Annotated in this window: 19 protein-coding genes; 18 read left to right on the top strand and 1 reads right to left on the bottom strand. The window is 65.2% G+C overall.

Annotation, left to right across the window (positions count from 1 at the left end; all coding sequences use genetic code 11):
* The first annotated feature begins 439 nt into the window (after positions 1-439).
* The 16 genes from O9Y01_RS13615 (at position 440) to O9Y01_RS13540 (ending at position 14,502) form a co-directional block, all read left to right on the top strand.
* A complete protein-coding gene (locus tag O9Y01_RS13615) occupies positions 440-1,444 on the top strand; it encodes a hypothetical protein (RefSeq protein WP_269632101.1) in 1,005 nt (334 codons plus the stop codon).
* Between the two features lie 17 nt (positions 1,445-1,461).
* The gene (locus O9Y01_RS13610; RefSeq protein WP_269632100.1) at positions 1,462-1,953 is read left to right on the top strand and encodes a hypothetical protein; all 492 of its coding nucleotides are present in this window, start codon (positions 1,462-1,464) and stop codon (positions 1,951-1,953) included.
* A 96-nt stretch (positions 1,954-2,049) separates the two neighbouring features.
* Complete coding sequence (locus O9Y01_RS13605; RefSeq protein ID WP_269632099.1) at positions 2,050-2,295, top strand: hypothetical protein; 246 nt, start codon at positions 2,050-2,052, stop codon at positions 2,293-2,295.
* A gap of 44 nt (positions 2,296-2,339) precedes the next feature.
* Positions 2,340-3,503 carry a DUF2169 domain-containing protein gene (locus O9Y01_RS13600; RefSeq protein WP_269632098.1) on the top strand — a complete coding sequence of 388 codons (1,164 nt, stop codon included), beginning with the start codon at positions 2,340-2,342 and terminating at the stop codon, positions 3,501-3,503.
* Positions 3,496-4,992, top strand: coding sequence for a DUF4150 domain-containing protein (locus O9Y01_RS13595; protein ID WP_269632097.1), 1,497 nt, complete (start codon positions 3,496-3,498; stop codon positions 4,990-4,992). Before O9Y01_RS13600 ends, O9Y01_RS13595 begins: the two co-directional genes overlap by 8 nt.
* Positions 4,993-5,291: 299 nt before the next feature.
* Complete coding sequence (locus O9Y01_RS13590; protein ID WP_269632096.1) at positions 5,292-6,002, top strand: hypothetical protein; 711 nt, start codon at positions 5,292-5,294, stop codon at positions 6,000-6,002.
* A complete protein-coding gene (locus O9Y01_RS13585) occupies positions 6,002-6,913 on the top strand; it encodes an HNH/endonuclease VII fold toxin-2 domain-containing protein (protein ID WP_269632140.1) in 912 nt (303 codons plus the stop codon). The genes O9Y01_RS13590 and O9Y01_RS13585 overlap by 1 nt, the downstream gene beginning before the upstream one ends.
* 14 nt (positions 6,914-6,927) lie before the next feature.
* Entirely contained in the window at positions 6,928-7,860 is a 933-nt protein-coding gene (locus O9Y01_RS13580) for a hypothetical protein (RefSeq protein WP_269632095.1), read from the top strand.
* A 132-nt stretch (positions 7,861-7,992) separates the two neighbouring features.
* Positions 7,993-8,166, top strand: coding sequence for a hypothetical protein (locus O9Y01_RS13575; RefSeq protein ID WP_269632094.1), 174 nt, complete (start codon positions 7,993-7,995; stop codon positions 8,164-8,166).
* Between the two features lie 12 nt (positions 8,167-8,178).
* Positions 8,179-9,168, top strand: a complete 990-nt coding sequence (locus O9Y01_RS13570; RefSeq protein ID WP_269632093.1) for a WD40/YVTN/BNR-like repeat-containing protein — start codon at positions 8,179-8,181, stop codon at positions 9,166-9,168.
* Positions 9,169-9,212: 44 nt separating this feature from the next.
* Positions 9,213-10,511: a hypothetical protein gene (locus tag O9Y01_RS13565; protein ID WP_269632091.1), complete on the top strand. Its 1,299-nt coding sequence runs from the start codon at positions 9,213-9,215 to the stop codon at positions 10,509-10,511.
* Positions 10,512-10,513: 2 nt separating this feature from the next.
* On the top strand, positions 10,514-10,924 hold the full coding sequence (locus O9Y01_RS13560) for a thioredoxin (protein ID WP_269632090.1): 411 nt from the start codon (positions 10,514-10,516) through the stop codon (positions 10,922-10,924).
* The gene (locus O9Y01_RS13555; RefSeq protein ID WP_269632089.1) at positions 10,902-11,777 is read left to right on the top strand and encodes an RHS repeat domain-containing protein; all 876 of its coding nucleotides are present in this window, start codon (positions 10,902-10,904) and stop codon (positions 11,775-11,777) included. Before O9Y01_RS13560 ends, O9Y01_RS13555 begins: the two co-directional genes overlap by 23 nt.
* 290 nt (positions 11,778-12,067) lie before the next feature.
* Complete coding sequence (locus O9Y01_RS13550; RefSeq protein WP_269632088.1) at positions 12,068-13,075, top strand: hypothetical protein; 1,008 nt, start codon at positions 12,068-12,070, stop codon at positions 13,073-13,075.
* A 253-nt stretch (positions 13,076-13,328) separates the two neighbouring features.
* Complete coding sequence (locus O9Y01_RS13545; protein ID WP_269632087.1) at positions 13,329-13,853, top strand: hypothetical protein; 525 nt, start codon at positions 13,329-13,331, stop codon at positions 13,851-13,853.
* 40 nt (positions 13,854-13,893) lie between these two features.
* The gene (locus tag O9Y01_RS13540; RefSeq protein ID WP_269632086.1) at positions 13,894-14,502 is read left to right on the top strand and encodes a hypothetical protein; all 609 of its coding nucleotides are present in this window, start codon (positions 13,894-13,896) and stop codon (positions 14,500-14,502) included.
* Positions 14,503-14,577: 75 nt separating this feature from the next.
* Here O9Y01_RS13540 and O9Y01_RS13535 read toward each other — a convergent pair whose 3' ends face one another.
* A complete protein-coding gene (locus O9Y01_RS13535) occupies positions 14,578-15,642 on the bottom strand; it encodes a branched-chain amino acid ABC transporter permease (protein WP_269632085.1) in 1,065 nt (354 codons plus the stop codon).
* 324 nt (positions 15,643-15,966) lie between these two features.
* Between O9Y01_RS13535 and O9Y01_RS13530 the strand changes: the two genes are divergently transcribed.
* Both O9Y01_RS13530 and O9Y01_RS13525 read left to right on the top strand, forming a co-directional pair.
* Positions 15,967-16,869 carry a LysR family transcriptional regulator gene (locus O9Y01_RS13530; RefSeq protein ID WP_269632083.1) on the top strand — a complete coding sequence of 301 codons (903 nt, stop codon included), beginning with the start codon at positions 15,967-15,969 and terminating at the stop codon, positions 16,867-16,869.
* 286 nt (positions 16,870-17,155) lie between these two features.
* The gene (locus O9Y01_RS13525; RefSeq protein ID WP_269632082.1) at positions 17,156-18,313 is read left to right on the top strand and encodes a hypothetical protein; all 1,158 of its coding nucleotides are present in this window, start codon (positions 17,156-17,158) and stop codon (positions 18,311-18,313) included.
* The last annotated feature ends 45 nt before the right edge of the window (positions 18,314-18,358 follow it).

Below are 18,358 nucleotides of genomic sequence, written 5' to 3'. Positions count from 1 at the left end.
TGCAACTTCATCGTTGGCGAGTCTTGGACCAGGGGCTTGGCGCCCATCAGGAAGAAGCTATCCATGTCGCCATTGCAACCGATGGCCGATCACGGCGCATCAGGGAAGTTATGCAGCGGTCTCCTTTAGCGCGTCCAGCTTCGACTTCAAGCGCCCGCGCCCGCAGATGGTGGACGCGCCCACGCTGAACCAGCAGGGGGACAACAACTTCGAGACCCAGCAGGGTCAGGTCTCGCACTACCAGGCTTGCTTAAGTTGCCTGCGTCGACGAAATCAAGCAGAAGGTCGACGAGGCCTTCAAGGGCGTGGACCGGTCCCAGTATGGGCGGACGACGCAGCAGCCGCCGGCGAAGGACAGTCAGGCCCGAGCGACGCTTGAGCGAGGTGAAAGCCATCAAGCCGGCAATCGCGGGCGCAAGAAGCGCTAACGAGGATTTTCATGAAACCGATCGCGACTTTTCGAACTGGCCGTGCCATGACCTTGGACTTCCTATGCCTATCTGCGGCCATGGATTTGCTGCCAGATCACGAACCGTACACGCGTGTAGTGACCTACGACGAGCAAGATCCACACATCTGGACTTTCCACGAAGAAGAAGCCATCGTCACCTCGGTGGGCGTCTACCGATATCCCGCCAGCGGACTCCGTTGTTTTGTCACTTTGACAGAAGATGGTGAAGTCGGATTCATGGACGACGAATGGCCAGAGGCGGAGAAGATTCCGGGAGCTGGCCTGAACTCACCCGACGCCACCGGCTGGGGCTACATGAGCGACCTGCGGCAGATCGGCGAGCACCTCTACGCCTGCGGCGGCGCCGGACAGGTCTACAAGCGGGTGGCGCCGAACCAATGGGAGCACATGGACCAGGGCCTGCTGCAAGCGCCCGACGTGTCGGAGCGCATCCTGCCCCGGTCCATCCATGGGCCCGATGAATCGGACATTTACCTGGTGGGCTGTGTGTCAGCCAGCGGGCTGCCGCCCATCGCATATCACTGGGACGGCGCGCGATGGCAGCTGCTGCCGCTGCCCGAAGTGGCAGAGCGCATCACCAACATCCACGTCGAATCCAAGGACCGCATCTGGCTCTGCGGCTCCAACGGCACGCTGTTGCTGGGCAACGCGCGCGACGGCTTCCGCAGCCTCTCCACGGTGGACGACAACCAGCTCTTTTTCAGCATCACGCTCTTCGAGGGGCGGGCCTACCTGGGATCGAACCTCGGGCTGTTCATGTACGACCCGGCGAATGCCACGGCGGGCATCCGCCCTGTGGTGACAGGGCTGGAGCCGGAGCTGCAGGACGCCAACGTCGTGGACAGCGTGGAGGGCGTGCTGTGGTACATCGGTCCCAAGGACATCGCGCGGTTTGACGGGCAGTCGTGGAGCCGCATCCATCATCCCGACAACCCGCCCATTGGTGCACCGAGCGGAGGCGCAACGCCGTGATGGCGCTTCAGGCTGGCTTGACCGCGGAACTGTCGGACGCGCTGTGCCGCGCCGTGTGGCGTCGGGGTGTGGCCGCCTCCCTGAACGCCTGCTGCCAGGCCCTGGGGCTGGAGTCGCGCGTCCTGATGCCGGAGCCGCCGGCGTCAATCAACCCTGAGCATCACGGACTGAGCCTGCAGCTGGTACACCCACATGCGGGCGAAGTCGAGGTCGGCGATCCGGAGCGATGGTTGATCCGGCGCGTCCAGTGGTCAGCGGACCCTGGGAGCGGCCAATGGCTGCATGCACTGCCCTTCGGCCTCGATGCCGTCCATGAGACGCCAGCCTCGGCTGCACTCAAACTGCAAGCCGAAGGGCTGGGGCTGAATGCGGTGGACATGGCCGCAGGGGATCGCCGCCAGGCCTTCTTTCTGGAAGATGGCTTGGTGCTGGAGTTGCAATGGCGGGAGAGACTGACAGGGTTGACGCAGGTGAGCGCCCAGCGCTTGGGGAGTGACTTGCTGGAGTGAATTGCCTGGTGACGGAGTCAGGTCTTGCCTTGCAATGCACTGCAGACGGCTCTCCCCAGCTGAGCATGAGGTGGCGGCAACGACACCAGCTTCCTCGTGCTGGAGGTGCGCCACAGCGCGAGCAACAACTTCGAGACCCAGCAGGGTCAGGTCTCGCACTACCAGGCGCAGCTGAGTTGCCTGCGCAAAAAGGTGCCCTGGCGCCCCGGGCGCAGCCACAACTCCATCGAGCCCAAGATCTACGGCCTGCAGACGGCGATCGTGGTGGGCCCCGCGGGCGAGGAGATCCACACCGACGAAAAGAGTCGGACCTGTGCCACTACAAGCCCCGCTGCGACGTGATCGTTAATGGCCTGGCCTATCCTCCAAGAGGTGGCACGCCGCGCATGACGAGCTTCCCCGTGCGTCTGACACTGAGCAAGCCGCCAGGCGCCGTTGTGCTGCCATCACGGCCGCAAGGACTCAATCCCTTCATGGCGCCCAGCCCTGAAGCGCTGAGTGACTGGCAACAGGCCTGCGAGGCCGCCCTGTCGCGTGCGCCTGAAGGCGAGACGCTGGTGAGCAAGTCCCTGATCGTGCATGGACCTCGCGCCTTCGTCCGCGCATCGGCGCCGGTGCGCCTGGTGGGGGCCGTGCTCCGGGCGGGCAGCCTGGGGCTGTTGCGCTGGCCTCGCTGGCGCTTGGTGGCGGGAGCTGTGACGGGACCCGTTCCCTTGGACCTCGGGCAGTCCTGGGGTGGGCTACTCCGGATCATGCCGGGCACACCGGCTGCGAAGTCGATGAAGCGCCGCTCTGCAGGTGCCAGTGGCTCATCCAAGCCGGCATCGCAGGCGCTGCGCGTCGATGCTTGCGCTGCAAATCCGGCAGGCAAAGGCTTCGCACGCTCCTGGTTCCTCAGGGCGGAGCGGCTCAGCCGGATCGCAGCGCCCCGCCTGGAGAGCCCCTCGCACCCGGTGACGGCCCAGGCACTGGAACGTGTGTTGAGCGGCAACAAGGGCGATGGCTCTGCATTTGTTGCCGGACTGGGCGTGCGGCCCAAGGGGCATCCCGATCGGGCAAGGCTGGCAGGCACCGTCGATGAGCGGTTTGCGGCCAGTGACGAGGTGCTGCCGCAGGACTTCGACTTTGCGGTGTGGAATGCCGCATGGCCCGATCAGCAAGCCGGCCACCTGGCAGGTGATGAGCACCTGGAACTGCTCAACCTGTGCCCGGCCGATCAGCCGGCCGCGGAATCTTCAGCGCAGGGCACGCGCCTGCGTCTGGCATTGCCCAGGCATCAGGTGGCCCTCACGGTGCGCATGGCGTCGGGGGAGATCTTCTACCACCGCGCCAGCCTGGACACGCTGATCGTCGACACCGAAAGGCAAACCGTCTCCCTGGTCTGGCGCGCGATTCTGGCCAAGGACGACGAGGACCCGATCCGCAAGGTCGAGGCCCGCAGTTATGCCGCTGCGCAGTGGCAGCAGCTGATGCGCGACACCCAGGCCTGGCGTGCCTGGATGGATTCGGCCCAGGCCGGCGAAGCCGCACAGGAGGCCCTCCATGGCTAGCATGCTGGGCGCCCGCAAGGACACGGTGATCAAGGCGGTGTCCACCGCACCGTCCTTCAACAAGACCCCGGTGGGAAGCTCGACACCACCCTTGCCCTATCCCACCGTGGCGACACTGGACAACAGCACGGCCACCGTGCCGAGCGTGCGCCTCAACGGCAAGCCGGCCTATGTGCTGAACCAGACCACGCAGCCCAGCTGCAAGGGTGACAGCCCGGGCGTGGCCAAGGGCGTCAAGAGCGGTACGGTCAGTGGCGAAGTCAAGCCAGGCAGGGGCTCCAGCACCGTCAGGGTGGGCGGCAAGCCCGTGATCCGTGCGGGGGATCCCTGCACGATGAACGGTGGCAACAATCCGGGCGTCTACGTCGCGGTCGCCGCCATGGCGGGCATGGACCCCAAGCTCGCCGGCACGACCGGCGCGCCGACGCGGGCGCAGACGCAGGAGGAGCGCGGCTTTCTGGAGGAGTCGCTGGCGTCCGTCAAGGCCAAGGCCAAGGAGCTGGCGCAGGACTACAAGGACAAGGTGTCAGCCCCGCTGCACCAGTTCGCCGGCGATGCGATGGACAAGGGCGGCACGATCGCCACGGCCGGCGGCGGCACCATGGCCGTGGGCGGCGGCATGGTGGCCTCGGGCGTCCTCGCCGCGCCGGGGGGCTTGCTGGTGGCGGGCGGCGGTGCCACGGCCGCGGTCGGGGGAGGCGTGTCTGCCGCGGGCGGTGCCGTGGAGACCGGAGCCACGGCGCTGGATGCGGCGGCGGAGTTCATGCTGACGGGTAAGACGCCCGACGCCCTGGCACTGGGGATGGCCTATGCGGAGCGCATGGTCATGTCCAAGCTAGACAAGATCACGCGCCTGCTGCCGGGGAAGAAGCGCAAGGCGAAGGATCAGGGGAAGAAGGAAGAGTCCGCCAAGAAGAGCAAGCCGGAGTCGTCCGGCGGGGGCGGGGATGGGTTCCATGTGCAGGGGACTGGCTCCGGCGGGGACTCGGGCTGCGGAATCAAGCCGTACAAGGATCAGAAGTGCCCGGCCGGCCAGCAGGCGCACCATATCGTGCCGGACTACGCGCTGCGGTATGGATCTCGCGGCAAAGGGGCAAAGGGTCAGGACCGGATTCCTGGCATGCCCAGTCTCGCTGACGGCCCCTCCATCTGCCTGGGCGGGGGATCCAAGACCCCAGGGAGTGAGCACAACCAGGCCCATGAAGGGACGGACCCGCGCGTCGCCGCCGCCGGAAAGCGGACAGACAATGGCCCGCTGGGCACGGCACCGCTGGGCGAGATCGTGGACATTTCCATCGAGGAAGTCTCCAAGGTCAAACCGCATTGCGGCGACGAGATCAAGCAGAAAGTGGGCGAGGCCTTCAAGGGCGTGGACCGGTCCCAGTATGGGCGGACGACGCAGCAGCCGCCTGCGAAGGAAACGTCTGCTAGGGCTGCACTCGAACGCGGCGACCGGCACGGCACGACACCGAACAAGCGCAGAAGGTAGAGATGAAAGACGCAGTGACCTTTACAGGCGGTATTTCCTACGGGCCCTCTCGGCTCTTCCTTTCTGCATCTCCAGATGCCGACCCTCCCTATGCGCCCTACACCGTTTGGTACCAGCACTATCTCGGTGACGACGAGCCATGGACACACTATGTGACTCGATGGTGGGCCGTTGCCTGCACCAGATACGTCAACAGGACCTCGGTCGACCAATGGTCCTTGGTCGGCATGTCCAATGAGGGCGACCTTGACTTCAACGATGGAGGAGATCCCGTCATTGAAAAAATCCCAGGCGCCGGCGTGAACTCTCCAGACGCCACCGGCTGGGGCTACATGAGCGACCTGCGGCAGATCGGCGAGCACCTCTACGCCTGCGGCGGCGCCGGACAGGTCTACAAGCGGGTGGCGCCGAACCAGTGGGAGCACATGGACCAGGGCCTGCTGCAAGCGCCCGACGTGTCGGAGCGCATCCTGCCCCGGGCCATCCATGGGCCCGATGAATCGGACATTTACCTGGTGGGCTGTGTGTCAGCCAGCGGGCTGCCGCCCATCGCATATCACTGGGACGGCGCGCGATGGCAGCTGCTGCCGCTGCCCGAAGTGGCAGAGCGCATCACCAACATCCACGTCGAATCCAAGGACCGCATCTGGCTCTGCGGCTCCAACGGCACGCTGTTGCTGGGCAACGCGCGCGACGGCTTCCGCAGCCTCTCCACGGTGGACGACAACCAGCTCTTTTTCAGCATCACGCTCTTCGAGGGGCGGGCCTACCTGGGATCGAACCTCGGGCTGTTCATGTACGACCCGGCGAACGCCACGGCGGGCATCCGCCCTGTGGTGACAGGGCTGGAGCCGGAGCTGCAGGACGCCAACGTCGTGGACAGCGTGGAGGGCGTGCTGTGGTCCATCGGTCCCAAGGACATCGCGCGGTTTGACGGGCAGACGTGGAGCCGCATCCATCATCCCGACAATCCGCCCATTGGTGCACCGAGCGGAGGCGCAACGCCGTGATGGCGCTTCAGGCTGGCTTGACCGCGGAACTGTCGGACGCGCTGTGCCGCGCCGTGTGGCGTCGGGGTGTGGCCGCCTCCCTGAACGCCTGCTGCCAGGCCCTGGGGCTGGAGTCGCGCGTCCTGATGCCGGAGCCGCCGGCGTCGATCAACCACGAGCATCGCGGCCTGAGTCTGCAGCTGGGGCAGCCGCATGCGGGCGAGGTTGACGTTCTGCCTGACAGTCAAGGCGGCGGGCGCTATCCCAGCACGGAAAAAATCACCCATGCAGAGGGGTTGGTCATTTGCGTGGGCGGTGCAACCAAGAGCACCGGGAAGGATGGCGGTAACGTCAAGAAGGGTAACTTCAAGCGCAAGCTGGGAGACTGGTTTGGGGCCCTGGCTGAGCACGGGAAGTTCCATGCTTTGATGACTGATGCGATGGAAGGCGCCGCTCGCACCAATGACTGCGTTACTGCGCGACGCTGCCAGTTGGTGCCCTATAACCAGACGGGCAGTGCCGAGGCATTGAAAGGCAAGGGCTGCTGCCCGGGGCAGACGGGCCACCATTTGCTGCCAGAGGCGATGTTTGACCATTGCAAGAACTACAACGGTTCGCAGCATGCCAACGCGCCTACGATGTGTGTGGAAGGGGCAAATAACAGTTTGGGGTCACACGGGAAGGCACATAAGTCACTATTGGGAGTTTTGTCTAAAGATCATAGAAAGGTGCCTTTCGGCGGAACGATGACTAAAGCCGACGCTGTCGATGCGGGGATTGAATCCGTAAGGCATACGTTCCCGGAGTCTAGATGCAGCGAGGCTTGTCTGAAGGCGCAGCTCAAGGACTTCTATGACAAACTCAATTGCAGGCCAAAGAAGGAATCTGGAATTGCGGGGAATCCCGCTGGCAGCGAGGGTGATAAAATATGAGTGATAATTACAAAATGGAAGAATCCTTCCTGAGTCGTGCTTTTGACAATCGCTGGGTCTTTGACTGTGTGGCTGTCGACAGAAACAACTTCAGTTTTGTACTTTTTGACAAGGTCGGAAAAGACAATGGAAATCGGGTTTTGTGCTCCGTTACGTTTGGAGTCAAGGCCAATTTAGATGGGCGGAAATATACTGGATTTCTGTTTCCAATGCTGGGCGTGGCGCCCAATCTGGGCAAGACGGTTGTGATGCTTGGGCGTGTCCAACATGTCGCAGTGCTCGGTGAGGCGGGGGATGGAATGTGGCCAGACATCCCAAATTCTGATGCCGGTCCTCTGTCGACAGGGCCGGAGGCCGTTGCAACCATTGATGGACGTCTTTACGTCTGCGGGGGGTGGCGCCACATTTGCTATTTGAATGAGGACAAGTCTTGGGTCTCGATTCGCAAGAACTTGCCGGATCCTCCAAATCCGAAGAAAGCCAGCAGGTTTGGGTTTGATGGTATTGCCGGCTTCAGTGCAGATGACATTTACGCCGTTGGCGGAGAAGGCGATGTCTGGCGCTATGACGGCCAACTCTGGCGTCAATGCGCTATCCCTACCAATATGCGGATGGAATCAGTGTGCTGTGCCGGCGATGGCAATGTCTATGTGGGCCTGCAATCCGGCGGTTTGATGAGGGGCCGCGAGGACAGCTGGGAGGTCATTCACGAAGACCGCATGAGCGTGCCCTTCAAGGACATCGTCTGGTACCAGGATCGGCTGTGGTGCACTTCCGAATACGGGCTGTGGACCTTGGATGCCAAGGGCCGGCTGGTGGATGCCGATGTGCCGCCCGAAGTCCGCGCCTGCGCCGGAAATCTGTCGGTGGCTGATGGCGTGATGCTGCTGGGTGGCCTCGGCGGCGCGGCAATCCTCGATGGCAAGGCCTGGCATCGGCTGTTTTGATACGCCGGGAATCTGCAAATAGCCCAAAAACAGGCAATGGATAACTAACTTCTTGAAAAGGCTTTCCAGAAATTGCACGATTCGCATGATCGGCGGGTCAAGAAGTACACGAAGGACACGGGAAAGGAAACGATGTCCTACGATGAATATCGCAAGGAAGCGATAAAGACCTTCGCAGAGACTTTTCCCGAGTCAGGGTGCGATAAGAAGTGCCTGCAGGCTCAGCTGGATGCGCACTATAACTGCGGAGGTGAGAGGCTGAAGGCGGTTTCCGGCAAGGGCGGCGGAATCGGTGATATGGGCTAATTTTGAGATGCTATGAAATCTGATCTTCTGCCGATCGATGAATACAAGAAGCGGTTTGCCGGATTTGGCGTTCGGGACTGTGCAGTGGTGCGCAAGGGTGTTTATTACTTTGTGCTGCTGCAGGACTGGGATGATGCCAAGCCTAGGCCATTCGAAGAGGAGTTGGAAGCACGACTCGTTCGTCTGATGCCAGAAGATACGCCGGTGTGGATCATGCACTATTTGTCTGGCTTTGGTGGTCTTATGTGTTCTGGGGCGGCTACCAAAAGAGATTTTTGCTGTTGTGTTGACCGTATTGGTCAGGTCTTTCGTGCAGACCTGCACGCTGGCGAAATGGAATCAAGCATTCCCGGCGGTAAAGGAAAGGGTCCTTCCCGCGGTGTTGTCGACAAAATAAAGCCTCTGAACGGTTTTCTCTACGGCTGCGGTGATCCACGCAGCGTTTTCAAGCGCACCGGTGTCAACCAATGGCAGGAAATTGGTCCCCTGCCGCCGGCGGGCAAGGGCGAGGTCGGATTCCGCGACTTCGATGGCTTCTCTGAGTCGGATATCTACGCGACCGGCGGCCGTGGGGATGTCTGGCATTACGACGGCCACGCATGGAGCAAGATATCTTTCCCTTCCAATATGTGGCTGGAGTCGGTGTGCTGCGGCCAGGATGGGTTTGTCTACATCGGGGCGCAGTCGGGCACGGTATTCCGTGGGCGCGGGGACCAATGGAAGCTCATTCACAAGGGTGACCTGAGCTTGGCCTTCAAGGACATGGTCTGGTTTGGCGATCGCGTGTATGCCACCAATGATTATGGGCTGTGGGAGATTCAGGGTGAAAGCGTGCAGCGCAGCAATGAGCCCATCGAGATCACTAACTGTGCGGGCAATCTGTCCGTGGCTGATGGTGTCATGCTGATGGCCGGCGCCTATGGTGCTGCCTTGCATGACGGCAGAAGCTGGACGAGGCTGTTCAGCCTAGCCGACCTGGCAAAGCAGGCGCGCAGTGCATGAACTCTGTCGAGCCAGATGGGCGGTCTAGGCTTGTTGTTTTACCAGTGCTGCGTCGTCATATTCAGGACGCCGCCTTCTACTGGCAGCAACTCGACACCGCACCCCAAGAACCCGGCCTACGCGCCGAGCGCCTCCAGCATTTCGCAAGGCTCCTGGCCGCGCACCTGGAGGGGCTGACGGTGGCCGGCAGCGCCGCCTGGCCCGACGCCCTGGCGGCCCTGCAGCGCTGGCGCAAGCCGGGCGAGGCTTTTGCGGCCAGCCATGTCGCACTGAATCTCGCTGACGCTGAAGCTCAGGCCGCTCTGCTGGCGCAGGTGGCTCGCCACCCGGACCTGCTGCTGCGTGGCCTGATCGGCGGCCTGATGGTGGCATCTACCGGCGCGGCGCAGCGCTTCAACGAGGCCGCATGGGCCCAGACCGGCAGCGACGCCAAGCCCAAGCAGGTGCAAATGGTGGCCGCCTTGCGATCCTGCGCGCTGCGCGGCACCGAGGTTCCCCCAACAGTCATGGCGGCCGTCCTGACTCACACGAACCCTGCCGTGCGAGCGGCCGCGTGCCGGGCCAGCAAGGGCGCGGCCTCACTGCTGCCCTTGCTGCAGGACGGCGACCTGTGCGTGCGCGCCGAGGCCGCCATCGCGCTGGGACCGCAGTCCACGGCCGCTGTCAACGTGCTCCTGCAGGCCGTGCTCGCGCAGGCGCAGGTCTGCCAGCAGGCCACCGGCTGGACGCGCATGCAAGCCCAGCGCCGCCTGGCTCGCTGGCTGCGCCATCTGGCCTGGCTGATGAACCCCACGGAGCAGCAGCATGAGGTGGCGTCCCTGCTGGGGCAGCTGCCCTTGCGCGAGGCCCTTCGCTTCACGCTCTTCCTGGGTGATCCGGCTCACCTGGGCTTCGTGCTGAAGGCGCTGGATGACGAGGAACAAGCCCGCTGGGCAGGCTTCGTCTGGCAGAGCCTCACCGGGGTGGACCTGATCGAGCAAGGCCTCACATCGCCCGAGCCACTCGTCGACCTGGACGCCGGACTGACGCGAGCAAGGCAGGACGGTGACCAGGGACTGCCCCTGCCCGATGCCCAGGCCGTGCGAGCCCACCCCGTGAACGCCACGCTGCCGCTGCGGGCCGGGCATCGTGTTCTGCATGGGCAAGACCTGACCCCTGCCCGCCTGGCGACGCTGTTGCGCATCGAGTCCAACCAGCCGCAGCTGCTGCGCGCCGTGGCGGCGCAGGCCTGGAATGCCCTGGTTCGCCAGTCGCAGTCGCCGGAGACCGCCCTTCGCATCCAGTTGCGAGCCGGTGCCATCGCCTTGCTGGCCCAGGACCAAGCGCTCGCCAACCGCTCATGACCATGCAAACCCAAGCCCTCGATCCCTGGAACGACGCCCAGGCCCTGGCCACTCGCCTGGCCCGGCCGCAAGCCGAGCTGCTGGTGGCCCTTGGCGCCGAGTCCTGGTGCCAGAAGTGCGCAGCCCTGCGCCCCGCCTTTGAGGCGCTGTGCGCGCAGCAGGCTCATGCAGACCTGAGCTGGCTCTGGCTCGACCTCGAAGACCACGCCGAGTTCCTGGGCGACTTCGTCCCCGAAGACCTGCCCTTGCTGCTGCGCTGGCGGCAGGGGCGGCTGCAGCAGGTGGCGGTGCTGGAGGCCATCGACCCGACGCCTGCGCCCGGCGCCTTGCCGGAGCGGCTGAGGGAGCTGCCCATCAGCGCGGAGCTGCCGGATCTGTGGGCGGCGTTCAGTGCGAGGAATTGGGCGGCTTGAGGGCTGCGACGAGACGGCGGCAGCCTCAACCCATCGCATCCGCACCCAGCTGCCCGACCAGCGCACCCTGCACTGGCCGTTCTACGGTTCGGGGCACCTGCACCAGATCAACATCGAGGTGGACGGCCGCCACGAGCTGATCAGCGACATCGAGCGCGACGCCCTGCACCGCGAAGTGGGCCGCAGCCAGGGCCAGCTGGCCAGCCAGTACGAGCATGACCCGCAGGGCCGGCTGCTCAAGCACCGGGCCTTGCGGATGGGGAACGCACAGCAGGTGGCGCTGGAGCGCAGCTACCAGTACGACGCGTCCGGCAACCTGACCCAGCGCCAGGACAGCCTGCGGGGAGAGCAGCGCTTCCGGTATGACCCGACGGGTCGCATCCTGCAGGCCACGGGGAAGGTGGAGGAGTACTTCGCCTTTGACCCGGCGGGGAACCTGCTGGCGCAGCGTTCAGGGCCGCAGCCGGCCATCGGGGGCAATCGGCTGAAGGTCTGGCAGGAGCTGCGTTTCGAGTACGACGTGCATGGCAATGTGGTGCAGCGTCGCAAGGGGGCGCATGAGGAGGCGCAGCTGCGGTGGAATGCCGAGCACCAGCTGCAGGAGGCGGAGGTCATACGGACAGACGCCACCACGTTGTGCCTGATCACTGCTTCCACATGCCTGACAGTCAAGGCGGCGGGCGCTATCCCGGCACGGAAAAGATCACCCATGCAGAGGGGTTGGTCATTTGCGTGGGCGGTGCAACCAAGAGCACCGGGAAGGATGGCGGTAACGTCGAGAAGGGTAACTTCAAGCGCAAGCTGGGAGACTGGTTTGGGGCCTTGGCCGAGCACGGGAAGATCCATGCCTTGATGGACGCCCAGGAGGAAGCCCTGGGTAGGAAAAACACCCCGAAGCGCACAGCGACTTTGGGGGAGCTTGAAGATGCCGGAGCTCGCTCAGCAGGCATGGTTACCGGCTGTGACCCCAAAGACCTGAAGCGGCAATTGCGCGAACATCATCAAGCAAATGGATTGGCGGAAGACACTCGACTGAGGGCGGATCCATTTGGTCGAAATCCCCCTGCCGTGGGAACTCCGATGGGGACAGAAAAGGCGGTCGGAACTCGCCGTCGTGGTTAACGCAATGCTGCTGGAAGGCTTATGGATACTGAAATTGCTTCGGTCTACTACATTGATGCTGCATGCGCAGCAGGTGATTTTTTATATATAGCGAGTCAATTGGATGGCTTGAACCCTGAGGAAACACTTCACAGTCGCATGTCCATCCTGGATTTGACGGATGATCCACCGTGGGCTTGTCACGACTATGCGGACAACGTTGTTTCCGTACACGCGTATCGTGGGGACGTTGAATCCTTGCCTGATGGCAGCCGATTTGTCGCCCTTGGCCGGCATGGCACGGTTCGCTTCAATCAAAAGAACGTCCCGACTTTTGTCGAGCAGATCCCCGGCGCCGGCATGCTTGACGATGCCTTTGGCGGGTTGATGACCCACCTCCGGGAGATCGATGGTCAGCTCTGGGCCTGTGGTCAACGGGGCCAGGTCTATCGCCGATTTGGCCGCGATGACTGGCGGCAAGTGGACCAGGGCCTGTTCGTGGGCCTGGACCCCGACAAGTTCGCGACGCCAGGCGACTTGGCCGAAGCCATGGTCAGCGGGCCGATGTTGGAATGCATGGACGGCAACTCCGAGCGCGACGTGTATGTCGTTGGCCTGCAAGGCTTCATGGCGCACTTCGACGGCAAGCAATGGCGAAAGGTGGCGCTGCGGACCGATGAGCATCTGACCTGGGTGCGCTGCTACGGCCCCGACGAGGTCTGGGCCTGCGGCTTCAATGGCACCTTGCTCAAGGGCAATGCACGCGACGGCTTCAAGGAAATGAGCAGCGTGGACGACAACCAGACCTGGGTCTGCCTGAGCAAGTTCCAGGACAAGGTGTACTTGAGCGCCGAAGAGGGCTTGCACGTGTTTGACGCCAAGAAGATCGCACCCGTCAAGACGAAGCTGAAGCCTGAGTTGCAGGACGCCTGGCGCGTGGATCACGCCGATGGTGTGCTGTGGAGCATCGGCGTCAAAGATGTTGCCTACTTTGACGGCAAAAATTGGGTCCGTGTCCACGACCCTGACAACGAGCGAATTGGCGACTAAGGCTGAGCGGTGATGGACCGCCGTGTCTCAAACGGCCGAGGCGCGGAATTGGGCAGTCGTGCGTGCAAGGCCTGGCCCCCATGCGCAACGTGGCCAGCACCAGCTTCAGTGCGTCGAGCTTCGCCTTCAAGCGCCCTCGCTCGCAGGTGACGCTCCGAACGCGACGGCCCCTGCTGCGGGTGCCGCGGTCAGCCCGGCACGGCCTCCTCTGCTGGCCGCCCGTGCGCTGAGCCTGGAAGTACGCAGCAGCGGCATGTGCGGCTCGCTGGGCCATCGACTGGCCCCGGCCAGCGCTGCCATCCGCGCCAATATGGACCGCTTCGTGCAGAGCGAGTTCACCGCTCACTCCGGCCAGGCGGTCCGCGTGGCGCGCATGCCGAGCAATGACCAATGGAGGCGCGGTCGCCTCGCGCTGTGGATCGCCATGGCGGTGCGTGACTGCCGTCTCGCTGATGCCGAGCGCCGGCCCGCATCGCAGGCGGCGCCCGAACTTCAGCGCTGCGCCATGGGCATTCTGTTGGCGGAGGCGTCGCGCACCGATGTGGCGGACTGGGTCGATCACCTGCACCAGATCAACATCGAGGTGGACGGCCGCCACGAGCTGATCAGCGACATCGAGCGCGACGCCCTGCACTGCGAAGTCGGCCGCAGCCAGGGCCAGCTGGCCAGCCAGTACGAGCATGACCCGCAGGGCCGGCTGCTCAAGCACCGGGCCTTTGCGGATGGGAGCTGTGCTTTACCAGGGTGTTGGCAAGCATCCGGCAGTGCGGCTTCATAGGGCAGCATGGCAGATTCAACGCAAATCGAAATGGGCGCAGATGGCAAAGGATGAATCGGTGAGTGTGGAACAGACACGTTCGCAGAAGTACCTCGAGTGGCTGCAATACCGCAAAGATGCCTTCGCAGAGTTCTTTCGAATCCATCCGCTGCCGTTGGCTTGGCGCACGGCGGTGGCCCGCACTCTGGATGGGGCAGGCCAGGGCGACCCCTCCATTGACTTCGAATTCGGAACCGATCGCTGGCTGGACGATCCGTGCTATCTCCACATCCTGACGCTCGACGAGTCCCAGGGCGGCAACGCCGAGGGCGGTGAGCTGTTCTATGTCTTCTCGCTCTGGTTGATGGAGGGGACGCCACTGGATGAAAGTCCGGTGGTTGCTACGGTATGGACCCACAACGGGGACGGCACCTGTTCACCCGAGTATGGGCAGGAGACGACGGCCCCCAACATCCATGCGTTTCTTCGTCAACTGGCCACGGGTATCGCGGGGCGCGATCAGTCGACGTGCAAAGCCAACGTCATCGACCCGAGGCAGTTTCATGGGCTGGCAGAAGCCTTTGCCAATGAGCAGGAGGCCTTGCAGTCCATCGAGGAGGCCTGCCGGCTCTTTGCTTCGCCGCCCTGGCCGCGCTCATGGTCGCAGTGAAGGAGTGCGCAGCCATGCGTCAAGGCCATGGCCACGAACGCACCGAGCCTGGCTGCAGATTCGCCGATGACGGCGCTAGCCTCGCCCCTTCGCCGGCCACAAACCATGCGGCCTCACCAGCATCGTGCCCACCATGGTCAGCGCGATGAGCAGGGGGCGCAGGATGCCGGCATCCAGGCGGCCCTCGCTCCAGGACTGCAGGGGGCCGGCCACGTAGCGCAGGGCCTCGGGCAGGCCGGCCAGGATGACGGCGCCCAGCAGCACGCCGGGCAGGTGGCCCATGCCGCCGAACACCACCATCGCGACGATGAAGATGGACTCCTGCAGCGTGAAGGACTCCGGCGAGATGAAGCCCTGGAAGCTGGAGAACATCGCACCGGCCACGCCGCCGAAGCCGGCGCCCACCGCAAAGGCCAGCAGCTTGAGCCGGCTCGTGGGCAGGCCCATGGCCTCGGCCGCGACCTCGTCCTCGCGGATGGCCATCCAGGCGCGGCCGATGCGCGAGCGCTGCAGCCGATGGCAGGCCAGCAGCGTGGCCAGGGTCAGGGCCAGGAAGAGGTAGGCGTGCTGCGTCACGGGCGCGATCTCGTGGCCGGCCAGCAGGAGCGGCCGGCTGAGATCCAGGCCGAAGACCTGCAACGGTCCGACCGGACCGATGCCGCGCGCGCCATTGGTGATGTTGACGGGCTCGGCGCCCAGGTTGTTGATCAGCAGGCGCAGCACCTCGCCGAAGCCCAGGGTCACCACGGCCAGGTAGTCGCCGCGCAGTCGCAGCGTGGGCGCGCCCAGCAGCAGGCCCAGCAGGGCCGCCACGGCACCGGCCACGGGTACGGTGACCCACCAGGCCGTCGAGAAGCCGCTGCCTGAGAGGGCGGCCGCCCAGGCGAAGTGCTCGCTGAGCTGGGCGGAGTTCAGCAGCGCGCACAGATAGGCCCCCATCGCATAGAAGGCCACATAGCCCAGGTCCAGCAGCCCGGCATAGCCCACGACCACATTCATGCCCAGGGCCAGCATCACGTAGAGCAGGCAGAGGTCCAGGCTGCGCACCCAGTGGCTGCCGGCGGCCTGCAGGCACAGGGGCAGGGCCAGCAGCAGGGCGGCGAGGCCCAGCAGGCGGGCCGGCGAGCGAAGCGCCCGCATTCAGGACCTCGCCCGCAGCCGTCGCAGGCAGCTGGCAAGACCTGACCCCGGCAGTGACCGCATCCAGTCGCGGGCATGCGGCGCAGGGAATGTGGGGGCAGGGGAGGCGAGGCCCGGGAACTGGCAGCGGAAAGGGCAGGGGCAGGGGAGGGCGGGCATGGCGGGCCTTGGGGAGGGGGAGGGCGGTGGAGCGAAGGGTAGACTTCCGCGCGATCGGCATCAACGCGCTGGCGCTCCGTTCCAGCCGGAACGAAACGCTGCAATCCGGCCCGCCGCATCGGTGCTGCAATCGCGCGGAGCAATCGAACCGGAGTCTGGAGATCGATGGACAAGCTGAGTGGACTGCTGGCCTTTGTGCGGACGGCCGAGTGCGGCAGCTTCGTGGCCGCGGGGCGGGAGCTGGCGGTGTCGGCCTCGGCGGTGGGCAAGGCGGTGGCCAGGCTCGAGGAGGAGCTGGGTGTGCGCCTGATGCATCGCAGCACCCGCAGCGTGCAGCTGACGGAGGAAGGCCGGCTGTTCCATGAGCGCTGTCGCCGCATCCTCGAGGACCTGGACGATGCCCGCGCGCAGCTGACTCAGGCCAGTGCCGTCCCGCGCGGCCGGCTGCGGGTCAGCGCGCCCATCGTGGGCCATCACTTCCTCATGCCCCTGGTGCCCGGCTTTCTCGCCGCCTATCCCGAGGTGGCGTTGGACCTGGTCTTCACGGACCGCACGGTGGACCTGATTGAGGAGTCCGTTGACGTGGCGATCCGCAGCGGCGCACTGCCGGATTCGCGACTGGTGTCCCGGCCGCTGAATGCCTTCCGCCTGCTGCTGTGCGCCGCGCCGGACTATCTGGCCCGGCGGCCGGCACCCACCGTGGTGGATCAGCTGGAGGGCCATGTGGCGGTGCAGTTCCGGCATCCCAATACGGGCAAGCTGCTGGACTGGCCGCTGCCGCCGGGCAGCCAGGACCTCAACGCGCGCCTGCACACGGTGCTGGCCTGCAACAACGTCGAGGCGCTGAAGAGCGCCGCGCTGCGCGGGGTCGGCATCGCCTGCATGCCGGACTTCCTGGTGCGTGAGGAGCTGGCTGACGGGCGTCTGCGCGAGGTGCTGGCGGGGGCGGTGGGAACTTCAGGCCGGTTCAATGCCGTCTGGGCCTCCAGCCGGCAGCTCTCGCCCCGGGTCCGGTGCTTCGTGGACTGGCTGGCGGAGCACCTCCGAGGGCCGGCCGGGCAGATGTGAGCAAGCGTGACGGGGCCTGTGCCCGAGGGGGCGGGCTCACTATCATGCGGGCCACAAGAATCACCCATGTGCCGGGGAGGGCGCATTCATGCCGGCGCATCGGCGCCCGCCCCGGCAGGCCCTGAACGCGGTCGTCCTGCAGCCGTCCTGCGGGCGCCCCCGAGACGCCATGCCCATCCAGACATCCTCACGCACTCCTGCCAGCCCTCCCGCTCAGTCCCCTGCCTGCACTCGCCGCTTCCTGGGGGCCAGGGCTCCGGCCCTGAGCGCCGTCCTCGCGGCCGCCTTGGCGCTGGCCCCGGTCGACAGTGCCCAGGCCCAGACGCTGCCGGGCGCCCTGGCCCATCTGCAGCAGCAAGCCGGTGCGCTGGACTACGCCCGCGATATCCAGCCTCTGCTGGCCGCCCTCAACGGCCGCGAAAGCGAGCAGCAGCAATGGGAGGCGCTGAAGCTGCTGAGCGGGCTGCTGGACCGTGACGCGCGGCAGCCGGCGGACATCACCACCCCCCTGCGGCCGGCGCTGGGTGCGCAGATCCTGGCCTTCGCGCGCCAGGAGCGCTTCAGCGTGATGAAGCGCGACGCCGCCCTGATGCTGCTGCGCGAGATCCAGGCCGATCCCGCCACGCTGGCCGATGGCATCCAGCTGGCCGAGGCGGAGTCCGCCAAGGGTCGACCGCATTTCGGCAACACGGCACGCCTGCTGCGCCTGCATCAGGAGCGCCTGAGCGGGGCCGCTGCAGGCACCAGCGCAGGGGCAGCGCCGGCGCCAGCCCAGGCGGCGCAGCGCCCGGCCGCTTCGCCCGCGGCGGCGCCTGCGCAAGACTTCCACAGCCAGATGGTGGCCGCGCAGCGCGCCATGTCGGCGCAGGACTATCCGCGGGTGATGCAACTGGTGCAGGGGCTCGAGGCGGACCTGAAGCGCCGCGATCCGGACTTCTCCGAGAAGGAAGAATGGGCCTGGGTTCTGGACTTCAAGCGCTTCGCCCTCTACGAGACGGGCCGCATTCCGGAGGCCCTGGCGAGCTGCCGTCTGGCCGTGAACAAGCTCGTCGGCTCGGCCGACTGGGCCTATCTGGAGAGCTACAACATCGTGCGGGCCACGCGCCGGGCCTGCCACAACATGCTGGCCCACGAGGGCATGGAGAAGGCCCGCTCGCTGGCCGCGCTGCAGGAGTCCATCGAGCACATCGACGCTGTCTTCGACATCGGCTCGCCCATCGAGGGCGAGGGCGTCCATGACGCCTTCTTCGAGACACGGCTGCGCGTCTATCTCAAGGCCGCAGGCTGGGACCCCAAGCGCTACCGCGAACCCTTGCTCCAGGCCCTGAACGAGGCGGAGCATCGCGAGCTGGCACTGCCCGATGACTGGCCCGAGCTGGACGCTTTGCGCCGCTCGGCCGACTACCAGCGCTACCGCAAGGCCCATCCCACGGGGCAGGACTGAACGGCCGCCGCAGGCCTTCCCGATCCCCGCACTCGCCGATCCCCC

The sequence above is a fragment of the Pelomonas sp. BJYL3 genome (genome assembly GCF_027257975.1).
In the GTDB taxonomy this organism is placed as follows: Bacteria; Pseudomonadota; Gammaproteobacteria; order Burkholderiales; family Burkholderiaceae_C; genus Roseateles_B; species Roseateles_B flavus.
This window is presented reverse-complemented; position numbering and strand designations above follow the sequence as displayed.

Coding starts and splice junctions, on each gene's coding strand:
- O9Y01_RS13615 (WP_269632101.1), top strand. CDS start 440: ATGAAACCGATCGCGACTTTTCGAACTGGCCGTGCCATGACCTTGGAC.
- O9Y01_RS13600 (WP_269632098.1), top strand. CDS start 2,340: ATGACGAGCTTCCCCGTGCGTCTGACACTGAGCAAGCCGCCAGGCGCC.
- O9Y01_RS13595 (WP_269632097.1), top strand. CDS start 3,496: ATGGCTAGCATGCTGGGCGCCCGCAAGGACACGGTGATCAAGGCGGTG.
- O9Y01_RS13585 (WP_269632140.1), top strand. CDS start 6,002: ATGGCGCTTCAGGCTGGCTTGACCGCGGAACTGTCGGACGCGCTGTGC.
- O9Y01_RS13580 (WP_269632095.1), top strand. CDS start 6,928: ATGGAAGAATCCTTCCTGAGTCGTGCTTTTGACAATCGCTGGGTCTTT.
- O9Y01_RS13575 (WP_269632094.1), top strand. CDS start 7,993: ATGTCCTACGATGAATATCGCAAGGAAGCGATAAAGACCTTCGCAGAG.
- O9Y01_RS13570 (WP_269632093.1), top strand. CDS start 8,179: ATGAAATCTGATCTTCTGCCGATCGATGAATACAAGAAGCGGTTTGCC.
- O9Y01_RS13560 (WP_269632090.1), top strand. CDS start 10,514: ATGCAAACCCAAGCCCTCGATCCCTGGAACGACGCCCAGGCCCTGGCC.
- O9Y01_RS13550 (WP_269632088.1), top strand. CDS start 12,068: ATGGATACTGAAATTGCTTCGGTCTACTACATTGATGCTGCATGCGCA.
- O9Y01_RS13545 (WP_269632087.1), top strand. CDS start 13,329: ATGTGCGGCTCGCTGGGCCATCGACTGGCCCCGGCCAGCGCTGCCATC.
- O9Y01_RS13540 (WP_269632086.1), top strand. CDS start 13,894: ATGGCAAAGGATGAATCGGTGAGTGTGGAACAGACACGTTCGCAGAAG.
- O9Y01_RS13535 (WP_269632085.1), bottom strand. CDS start 15,642: ATGCGGGCGCTTCGCTCGCCGGCCCGCCTGCTGGGCCTCGCCGCCCTG.
- O9Y01_RS13530 (WP_269632083.1), top strand. CDS start 15,967: ATGGACAAGCTGAGTGGACTGCTGGCCTTTGTGCGGACGGCCGAGTGC.